Here is a 9,523-nt window from a genome sequence, read left to right as displayed (position 1 = left end):
TCCCCTGGCCCGCGCGGCGGAAGGCGCGCGGCAACGTCACCCCATCGTGCAGCGAGGTCGCGATGGCGGCGTGGCCGCCGGACGCCTCGTAGGCGTCCCGCCGCACCGCAATCAGCTGGCCGCAGGCGGCGGCGAAACCCGGGCTGCCCGACCAGCGCATTCCCACCATCGGCAGGTAGCCGAGCAGAAGCACATGGATCAGCGGGATCACCAGCGCCTCGGCCAGGGTGCCGGTCTCCTGGCGCGGGAAGCCGCTGACGAGCCCCACCCTGCCCGCCAGCAGCGCGCCGCAGGCCAGCCGGGCGGCGTCCGGAGCCAGCCGCACGTCGGCGTCCTGGAACAGCAGCACCGGGTGCCGCGCCAGCCCGGCGAGCGCCTGGCAAGCGTGCTGCTTGCCCGACCAGCCCGGCGGCAGCGGTGGCGCCGTCTCCAGCCGCAGGCGCGGGTCGCGGTCAGCGAGGTCGCGGACGATCGCCGCCGTGCGGTCGGTGGAATGGTCGTCCAACACCACCACCTCCACCGTCACGCCGCAGTTTGACAGCGCCGCCCGCACCGCGGCGGCGATGGTGGCCTCCTCGTTGCGGGCGGGGATCAGGATGCTGACGGCGGCGCCCAGCGGCGGCTCGGCCTTTGGGCGGCGGTAGAGGCATAGATTCACGAGGCCGAGCCCCAGCGGCAGCAGGGCGAGCGCCAGAGCCAGCGCGGCCAGCAACGTGACGGTGGGCATCAGCGGGGAATTCCTTTCTGGTCCGGCGCGTCACCGTGCTTGGGGGTGAAGCGTTGCCCCCCAACCCAGGCGCGCGCCCAGCGCCACAGGTCGTAGACGCCGCCGACCCCCGCCGTGCCGTCGATCAGCGTCAGGAAGCGCGCCGGGTCGCGGCTCTGCGCGTCGAGCGCCAGCGCGTCCATCGTTGTTTCCAGCCTTCGTTCCAGCGCGGAGGCAATGTCCGGCACCGGCCGGCCGGCGACGTCGGATGCCGGCATGGGCTCGCCGAAGCGGGCCAGCGCCTCCGGCGTGCTCTCGTCCCAGAACGGATATTCCACGGCGAGCGGCACCACCAAAGCCTCCGGCGCGCGGCGGACGAGATGGGCGATGCCCGGCCGCAGGCGGACCGGGCGGCGGCGCGGGTCGGTGAAGGCGCCCTCCGCGGTGATCCACAGCATGGACCGCGGGTCGGCCAGAATGCGCCCGCCGTGACGCAGGAAGGCGGCAGCACCCGCCCGGCCCGGCTCGACCCCGAACAGGCCGATGCGCGCCATGAAGCGGTAGCGGCGCAGCATCGCCGCGTCGATGGGGCCGTAGCCCGGCCGGTCGCGGTAGCGGGTGGTCCCCATCACGATCAGCAAAGCGGCGTCCCACCAGGATGGGTGGTTCAGGCAGACGATCACCGGCCGGTCCGCCGGCAGGTCCGGCCAGCCCGGCCGGGCCAGCCGCACCGCGTGGAAGTCGCGCCGCATCCGCCGCGCCATGACGGCGCCGAAGAAGCGGCAGAGCGCCGACGAGCGCCGCGCAACCGGATCGTCGTTCAACCCATCATCCCGCATGCCCGCCCCGCCCCTCAGGCGACGGCGCGCAGGTCGCCGTCGCGCGTTCCGCTCCGGAGGTCCTGGTCCAGACTGTCGGCGGCGATCCAGCCGGACATCAGCACCATCGGCATGCCCGGCCCCGGATGGGCGGCCCCGCCGGCCAGATACAGCCCCGCCACGTCGCGTGAGCGGTTGCCCGGCTTGAAGGCGCCCATGAAGCGGCCGTGGCTGGCCAGTCCGTAGATGGCGCCGTTCAGCACGCGGTAGCGGTCGTGGATGTCCTGCGGGGTCAGGACGCGCTCGACGCGGATGCGGTCCTCCAGGTCGGCCATGCCGGCGGTGCGCTTCAGCTTGTCGAAGACGGTGCGGCGGTAGTCCGGCAGCATCCGCGACCAGTCGTGGTGTGGCCGCAGGTAGGGGGTGTGGACCAGCACATAGAGCGCCTCGCCCCCCGGCGGCGCCACGCCGGGCTCGGTGCGGGCGGGGGCGGCGATGTAGCAGGTCGGGTCGGGCGCCGGCTCGCCGCGGCGGTAGATCCAGTCGAACTCCTCCGCCGGGTCGCGGGAGAAGACGAAGTCGTGGTGCAGCAGATGATCGTAGCCGCGGTCGAGCCCGAGATAGAAGACCACGCCCGAACAGGCCGGCTCGTAGCGGCGGCGCTTGCGGAAGCGCTTGGCCGGGGCGCCGCCCACCAGCTCCTCGTAGGTGCGGACGGAATCCATGTTGGACACCACCGCCGACACCGGGATGCGCTCCCCGCCCTCGGTCTCGACGGCGGTGACGCGCCTGTCCGTCACCTCCAGCCGGCGCACGCCGGTGCCGGTGCGGATTTCGACGCCGAGGCGGCGGGCCACCCGCTCCAGCGCCAGCGGAACGGCGCGGGTGCCGCCCATCGGGTACCAGACGCCGTCGTTGGTCTGCATGTGGGCGATGGCGCAGAGCACCGCCGGCGAGCCGTAGGGGGAGGACCCGACATACTGGGTGAAATGGTCGAGCATCTGGGCGGCGCGGGCGTCGGGGACGTGGCTGCGGATGGTGCCGGCCACCGTGCTGCCCATGCGCAGCGCCAACACGTCGGACAGGGTGCTGGTGTTCATGCTGTCGCGGAATTTCAGCGTGTCGCCCAGATCCTCCACCGACTTCCAGAAGAAGAAACGTTCGGAAATGCCGTGCAGACGCTCCGACAGCGCCTGGAAGCGGCGGTAACCCTCCCCCGCGCCGCGGCCGGGGGTCAGCCGGTCGAGTTCCGCGGCCATCGCGCCGATGTTCTCCGACAGGTCCAGCACCGTGCCGTCGTCGAAGAAGCAGCGCCATTGCGGCTCCAGCCGGACCAGTTCCAGCTCGCGGTCGAGGTCGCAGCCGGCCTCCGCCAGGATGCGGCGCAGGACGCGCGGCACCGTCAGGATGGTCGGCCCCATGTCGAAGCGGAAGCCGCCCTCCTCCAGCACCGCCGCCTTCCCGCCGACCCAGCCGTTCTTCTCCAGAAGCAAGACCTTGTGGCCGCGCGCCGCCAGCACCACCGCCGACGCCAGCCCGCCCAGCCCGCCGCCGATCACCGCGATCCGATCCGTCATGCCAATCCCCCCGCTACGGCCCGCTTGGGCAGGCCGGACAGTCCCATGGTTTCGCTGCGCCAGGGCGTCGGCAGGCCCAGCTCCGAGGCCAGCAGCCGCGACGTGATGCGCGCGCCTTCGAAGATCACCGGCAGGCCGCTGCCGGGGTGGGTGCCGCCGCCCACCAGATAGACGCCTTCCAAATCCTCGAACCGGTTGTGCGGTCGCAGGTGGAGCATCTGGTCCAGGCTGTGCGCCAGATTGAAGGTGGCGCCGCGGTGCACCGCGAACTGGCGGTCCCAATCGGCCGGCGTCACCACCCGCTCCGCCCGAATGCGGCGCTCCAGATCGCTCAGGCCGAAGCCGGCCAGCCGGTCGAGCACGAGACGGCGGTAGCGCGGCGCCTCGGTCGCCCAGTCGATGTGGCCGCGCTGGTGGCCGACCGGCACCAGGATGTAGAGGGTGCTGCCGCCGGGCGGGGCGAGATCCGGGTCGCTCACGCAGGCGTTCTGCACGTAGATCGACGGGCGGCGCGGCATCTCGCGGCCGTCCTCGATCTCGGCGAGGTTGCGAGCGTAGTCTTCCGCCAAATAGACGGTGTGGTGGTCCAGCCCCTCCATCCGCCCCTCGATCCCGAGATAGAGCATGAAGGTGGAGCAGGAGAATTTCTTGGTGGCGATGCGGGCGTCGCTCCAGCGGCGGCGCAGGTCGTCAGGCACCAGGGTCGTCATCGCGCGGGCGAAGTCGGCGTTGATGACCAGCGCGTCGGCCGGATACTCGCCGGCCTCCGTCCGCACCCCCACGGCGCGGCGGCCTTGGAAGCGGATGTGGCGCACCGTCTCGTTCAGCCGCACGGTGACGCCGAGGTCCTCGGCCACCCGCCGCATCGCCTCCATCACCCCCTCGGTGCCGCCGCGCGGATGGAAGACGCCGTGCTCGTGCTCCAGGAAGGAGAGAATGGTGAACAGGCTGGGGCAGCGGAAGGGCGACATGCCCAGATACTTGCTCTGGAAGGAGAAGGCGAGGCGGACGCGCGGGTCTTGGAAGTAACGGGACAGGTCACGGTCGACCGAGCGCTGCGGCGAAAGCCGTCCCAGCGCCTTCAGCATCGGCAGCGAGGCCAGCGCCCAGGGGCTGGAGAAGTCGTTCTCCAGGATCGGGCGGAACAGCTCCATCTTCGCCCGGTTGTCGGCCAGGAAACGCGGCAGCCCCTGGGCGTCGCGCGGGTTGAGGCGGGCAATCTCCGCCATCAGGGCCTTCATGTCGGCCTGGACCCGCAACTCCCCGCCGGCCTCGAAGACCAGCCGGTAGAGCGGATCCAGGCGGATCAGATCGACCTCGTCGGACAGGCGGCGCCCGCAGGCCTCGAAGATCTCCTCCAGAATGCGAGGGTAGAGGAAGAAGGTCGGGCCGCTGTCGAAGCGGTACCCGTCGAGCGCAAAGCCGGCCGACCGGCCGCCGACGCGGTCCTGCCGCTCCAGCACGGTGACCTTCGCCCCGGTGAGCGCCAGAAGCATCGCGGATGCCAATCCACCCGGCCCAGCGCCAATGATCACGACTTGCCGTTCCATCCGCTTGCCAAACGCTCCCAAGCTGCCGACTTGTGTGAAGGCAGTTACGAACATGGACCAAGAATGGATCACAGCCACAATCCCACCTCTCCAGGTGTAACCCCTTGGACAAACGGGACCAGCGATCCATTTTCGTCTGCGCGGGCGGCGTGGGCCAGCGGCAATACAGCCGAAAGACTGCCCCTCATCCGGAACATCCGCCGCCGCATCGCGGCGGATGCAGAGGATCTTGTGCGTACACTGGCGACACGCCCCGGACGGAGCGCGGCCGAGAGCCTGAGCGCGGAGATCCTGCCGCTGGCCGAGGCCTGCCGCTTCCTGGAGCGCGAGGCCGACGCGCTGCTGAGCCCGCGGCGCCTTGGGGCGCGCGGCCGTCCGGTCTGGCTGTTCGGCGTCACGGCGGAGGTGCGGCGGGAGCCGTTCGGCACCGTTCTGATCGTCGGCCCGTCCAACTACCCGCTGCTGCTGCCGGGCGTGCAGGCGCTTCAGGCGCTGACCGCCGGGAACGCCGTGCTGGTCAAGCCGGCGCCCGGCTGCTCCGCGCCGATGGAACGGTTGGCCGATTGGCTGGCCGAGGCTGGCCTGCCGGACGGCCTGTTCCAGTTGCTCGACGAATCCCCCGACGCGGTGTCCGACGCGATCACCGCCGGCATTGACAAGCTGGTGCTGACCGGATCGGCCGCCACCGGCCGGGCGGTGGCCCGCCAACTCGCCGACGGGCTGGTGCCCTCCACCATGGAATTGTCGGGCAACGACGCGGTCTTCGTCCTGCCGGGGGCCGACCTCGGCACGGTCGCCCGCGCGTTGGCCTTCGGCCTGCGCCTCAACGGCTCCGCCACCTGCATCGCGCCGCGCCGGGTCTTCGTGCCGCGCGCCCTGTCCGCCGAGCTGGAGCATTCCTTGACGCGCAGCGTGGCAGCGATCCCGCCGGCGGCGGTGCCCCTGCCGGTGCGGCGCCGGCTGGTCGGGCTGGTCCGCGCGGCGGTGGCGGAGGGCGCCCGCCGGGTTGGTCCGCTGCCCGAGGACGCCGACCCGGCGATGGCGCCGCTGATCGTGGCCGACGCGCGGCCGGGCATGGCGCTGCTGCGCGAGGAGCTGTTCGCCCCCATCCTGTCTCTGGTGCCCGTCCGCGACATGGAGGAAGCGCTGGAGGCCGCCGCCGCGAGCCCCTACGCGCTCGGCGCCTCGGTCTTCGGGCCGGAGGCGGAGGCCTGCGCGCTGGCCGGGCGGCTGGATGCCGGAACGGTGACGGTCAACGACCTGATCGTGCCGACCGCCGACCCCCGCCTGCCCTTCGGGGGGCGCCGCGCCAGCGGTTGGGGAGTCACCCGCGGGGCGGAGGGGTTGCTGGAGATGACGCGGGTGAAGACCGTCTCGGTGCGGCGCGGCCGGCGGCTTCCCCACACCGACCCGCCGCGCGACGGCGACGCGGCGCTGATGCTGGCGGCGCTCCGCCTGCTCCATGGCGGTCCCGGCACCCGCGCCGGGGCAGTCCGGACCCTGTTCAAAGCCCTGCGCGACCGCCGGAGCGACTGACACGGAGACCAATGTGACGACTGCCGTGATTCTCGCCGTCCTGATCGGCGCCGTCGCCGGTTCGCGCACCCTGCTGGCGCCGGCGGCGGTCTCCTGGGCCGCCTATGGCGGCTGGCTCGACCTGTCGGAAAGCTGGCTGTTCTTCCTCGGCCACCCCGTCTCGCCCTGGGTCTTCACCGCGATGGCGGTGGGAGAGCTGGTCACCGACAAGCTGCCGAGCACCCCCAGCCGCAAGCGCCCCTTCCCCTTCGCCAGCCGCATTGTGGGCGGCGCCATCGCGGGCGCTGCCATTGGCGCGAACGCCGGCGTCTGGGGTGTTGGCCTGATCGCGGGTGGGCTGGGCGCGGTCGTCGGCACGCTTCTCGGTTATGCGGCGCGCCGGCGCATGGCCGCCGCCTTCGGCCGCGATTGGCCGGCGGCGCTGATCGAGGACGGCGTGGCACTGACCGTCGCTCTGCTGGTCGCCGCCGCAGCATGAGCGGGCCACTCGGTTCTGTTGCCGATGGTGGTAAGGGCCATTGAAAAGGGAAAAGCCAGCAACCCGTCAAGGTTGCTGGCTTCATGATGGTGGAGCCAAGGAGGATCGAACTCCTGACCTCTACAATGCCATTGTAGCGCTCTCCCAGCTGAGCTATGGCCCCACTATAATCTCAGACCAACACAAGAAGTGTTGGTGCGCTTGGAGGGACTCGAACCCCCACGGCCTTTCAGCCACTAGGACCTGAACCTAGCGCGTCTACCAATTCCGCCACAAGCGCATCGTCTGCTCTTTGTCCCGCATCCCTTGGGGCGACGCGGGAGCGCTGATATAGCCGCGCCGCTGGCGGGGCTCAAGCGAAATCGACATGGCCCCGTCACTTTTTTGCAAGGCCGAGGGGGTTGGTCCAGCCACCCTACTCCGCCGCCCCGGCGTGGCGCATCCGGCCGGCGTTGGCGGCCCCCGCCTCGGCCCCCATCCCGGCCAGCACCTCCGCCGCACCGCGGGCGATGTGCAGGGTGCGTTGCGGCAGCGGGAAGTCGATTCCCAGCTCGATGAAGCGCGCCTTCATGCGCCCGTTGAACTCCCGCCCGACGTTCCATTGCTGGATGGGCAGCGTCTTGATGCGCGCCTTGATGACCGCCGCGGACTCCTGGAAGGAATCGACGCCCAGCACCTCCAGCGGCTCCAGGATCAGCGGCGCGAAGCGCGGGTCCTTGCGCAGCTCGTCGCCGATGCCGTGCAGGACGGAGACCACGCGGTCGGCGTTCTCGTGATAGGGGATCGCGACGTCGAACACGTAGTAGCTGAAGTCCTTCGTCATGTTCGACACGCTGGTGACCGCGCTGAAGGGGATGGTGTGCACCGTCCCGTCGAAGTCGCGCAGGCGGATGGTGCGGATGTTCATCCCCTCCACCAGACCGCCCTTGCCGCCGACATTCACCACATCGCCGACCGAGATGGTGTCCTCGAACAGGATGAACAGGCCGGTGATGACGTCCTTGACCAGGGTCTGCGCGCCGAAGCCGACGGCCAGGCCGACCACGCCGGCACCGGCCAGCAGCGGCCCGATGTTCAGCCCCAGCTCCGACAGGGTGATCAGCGTGACCAGCGTCAGCAGGACCACCAGCAAGGCGCTGCGCAGCAGCGGCAGCAGGGTGCGCACCCGCGCGCTGCGCTGGATGGCCCGCCCGTTGCGGTCCGTCGTCGCCAGATGGCGCTCGATCAGCCCGTTCGTCACCTCCCACACGCCGAGCGCGATGGCACCGACCAGAAGAAGCGACAGGCCCGACGCCACGATGCGCAGGCCGATGGCCGTCTGCAGCCAGCCCCAGACATCCAACCCCCAGGCGTTCAGCACCACCAGCCCGCCCAGAACGGCCACCGCACCGTGCAGCAGCCGCGCGATGGGAGCGATGTAGCGACGCAGCCGCCCCGCCGCCCAGGCCGAGTGTCCCCTCCGACGGTCCATGCGCTCCAGGATCGCTGCGGCGACGCGGGTAATCCCGCGCCCGATCAGCCGCGCGCCCCCGGCGACCACCAGCGTCACCGCCGTCGCCTGGACCACGAACAGCAGCCCGCCGCTGATCTCCAGCGCCCAGATGCCGAACAGGACGATGATGTAGAGGATGGCGATGGCGTGCCAGACATCGGCCACGCGGCGGCCGGCGGCGCGCAGCATCCGCCCAGCCCCGGCGGCCCGCCGTCCGGGCGGAACCGGCGACACCACGTCGGACAGCGGCTGCGCCGCCGCGATCCCGCCACGCAGGCGTGCGGCCACCGCCTCCCGGCTCTGCAGCACCAGCACTGCCAGCATGACGGCGACGACCAGACCGACCAGGGTCACCAGCGCGCTGTGGCTCTGTGCCGGCAGGCCGAGCCGCCGCGCCGCCTCGGCCAGGAACATGCCGTAGAGCGTGGTGATGGCGATGGTCCGGCACCAGCGCAGCAGTCGCAGGGCCGAGCCGTCGCTCATCGGGATCAGCCGCAGGTTGGACGAGGCTGGGGCGAGCAGCGCCCGGACCACCAGAAGCACGATCTGCACGAAGATGCTGGCGTTGAGGAAGGTGACGCCCAGCACCCGCACCACCGGCGGCGGGTCGAACAGCGCCAGCACGCCGAAGCCGGCGGCGGCGAAGGCCACGATGGGCGCCAGATCGAACAGCGACCGCACCAGCAGCAGCGGCACCTTGGCGATGGCGGAATGGATGGGCCGGGCCGCCAGCATCGCGCGCGGGCGTCGCAGCGTGCGGATGGCGATCAGCCGGGCGCCCTGCCCGACCACCACCACCAGCACCAGCTCGGCGGCCAGCCAGCCCCAGGCGGCGCGTTGCGCCGGGTCGGAAACCTGTCGCTCCAGCCAATGCAGCCCCTGTGGCGCGTTCAGCAGGGCGTCACCGGCCAGCGCGGCCTCCTGCCCCAGCCCATCGAGCCGGTTCGACAACAAGGTGAGCAGGCGGGTGCCGATCCCGTCCGGTTCCGCCGGCGCGGTGGCGGCCTCCGCCTGCTCCAGGGCGCGGAGCTGGCCGAGCAGGGCGGCGCGGCGCTCCGGGTCCTCCAGCGTCTGGCGCAGGCGGGCGATCTCCTCCGGATTGGGCGCCGGCTCGGCCTGGGCCGGCGGGGCGGGCGTCGGGATCTGGGCCGACGCCGGGGTCGCAATCCCCACAAGCGCGGCGGTCAGCAGGAGAAGGAGGGCGAGAAGGCCGCGCAGAGCGCGGAGGCGGACGGCGGAAAGCCGTGGGGCACGGTCGTCGGAAGTCATCGTCCTCTGGTGGTTCCGGTTCTCGGGAAAGACCTTTGGAGCGGTCCGGTTCACGGGTCCAACCCAGGCCAACAGCGCCGGGCGCGGTTTGTCTTGC

7 protein-coding genes and 2 tRNA genes (1 of these 9 only partly in view) are annotated in these 9,523 nt (G+C 71.6%); 2 read left to right on the top strand and 7 right to left on the bottom strand.

Annotated elements, in window-relative coordinates; genetic code table 11:
* The 4 genes in view from ACWPXE_RS30970 to crtI are tightly spaced (at most 29 nt apart) and all read right to left on the bottom strand, a layout consistent with a single transcriptional unit that may run on beyond the window.
* Positions 1-727 carry the 5' portion of a glycosyltransferase gene (locus tag ACWPXE_RS30970; protein ID WP_454020890.1) on the bottom strand. Its footprint begins 425 nt before the window's first position, so 727 of the gene's 1,152 nt are visible here — the first part of the coding sequence; its start codon is at positions 725-727; its stop codon lies off the left edge, out of view.
* The gene (locus tag ACWPXE_RS30965) at positions 727-1,530 is read right to left on the bottom strand and encodes a lysophospholipid acyltransferase family protein (RefSeq protein ID WP_454020889.1); all 804 of its coding nucleotides are present in this window, start codon (positions 1,528-1,530) and stop codon (positions 727-729) included. The genes ACWPXE_RS30970 and ACWPXE_RS30965 overlap by 1 nt, the downstream gene beginning before the upstream one ends.
* Before the next feature lie 29 nt (positions 1,531-1,559).
* Positions 1,560-3,101 carry a phytoene desaturase family protein gene (locus tag ACWPXE_RS30960; protein ID WP_454020888.1) on the bottom strand — a complete coding sequence of 514 codons (1,542 nt, stop codon included), beginning with the start codon at positions 3,099-3,101 and terminating at the stop codon, positions 1,560-1,562.
* Positions 3,098-4,651 (bottom strand): phytoene desaturase family protein, encoded by a 1,554-nt coding sequence (crtI, locus tag ACWPXE_RS30955; RefSeq protein WP_454020887.1) that lies wholly within the window; start codon positions 4,649-4,651, stop codon positions 3,098-3,100. The genes ACWPXE_RS30960 and crtI overlap by 4 nt, the downstream gene beginning before the upstream one ends.
* A gap of 63 nt (positions 4,652-4,714) precedes the next feature.
* Here crtI and ACWPXE_RS30950 point away from each other — a divergent pair, with 63 nt between their 5' ends.
* Together ACWPXE_RS30950 and ACWPXE_RS30945 are read left to right on the top strand one after the other, a co-directional pair.
* Entirely contained in the window at positions 4,715-6,187 is a 1,473-nt protein-coding gene (locus tag ACWPXE_RS30950; RefSeq protein ID WP_454020886.1) for an aldehyde dehydrogenase family protein, read from the top strand.
* 13 nt (positions 6,188-6,200) lie between these two features.
* Entirely contained in the window at positions 6,201-6,665 is a 465-nt protein-coding gene (locus ACWPXE_RS30945; RefSeq protein ID WP_454020885.1) for a DUF4126 family protein, read from the top strand.
* Between the two features lie 87 nt (positions 6,666-6,752).
* Here the strand turns inward: ACWPXE_RS30945 and ACWPXE_RS30940 are convergent.
* The 3 genes from ACWPXE_RS30940 to ACWPXE_RS30930 form a co-directional block, all read right to left on the bottom strand.
* Positions 6,753-6,828: transfer RNA gene (locus ACWPXE_RS30940), tRNA-Ala, on the bottom strand.
* 30 nt (positions 6,829-6,858) lie between these two features.
* Positions 6,859-6,945 (bottom strand) — tRNA-Leu (locus tag ACWPXE_RS30935).
* Between the two features lie 135 nt (positions 6,946-7,080).
* Entirely contained in the window at positions 7,081-9,426 is a 2,346-nt protein-coding gene (locus tag ACWPXE_RS30930) for a mechanosensitive ion channel domain-containing protein (RefSeq protein ID WP_454020884.1), read from the bottom strand.
* Positions 9,427-9,523: the final 97 nt, after the last annotated feature.

The organism is Azospirillum sp. Marseille-Q6669 (genome assembly GCF_965111635.1).
This window is presented reverse-complemented; position numbering and strand designations above follow the sequence as displayed.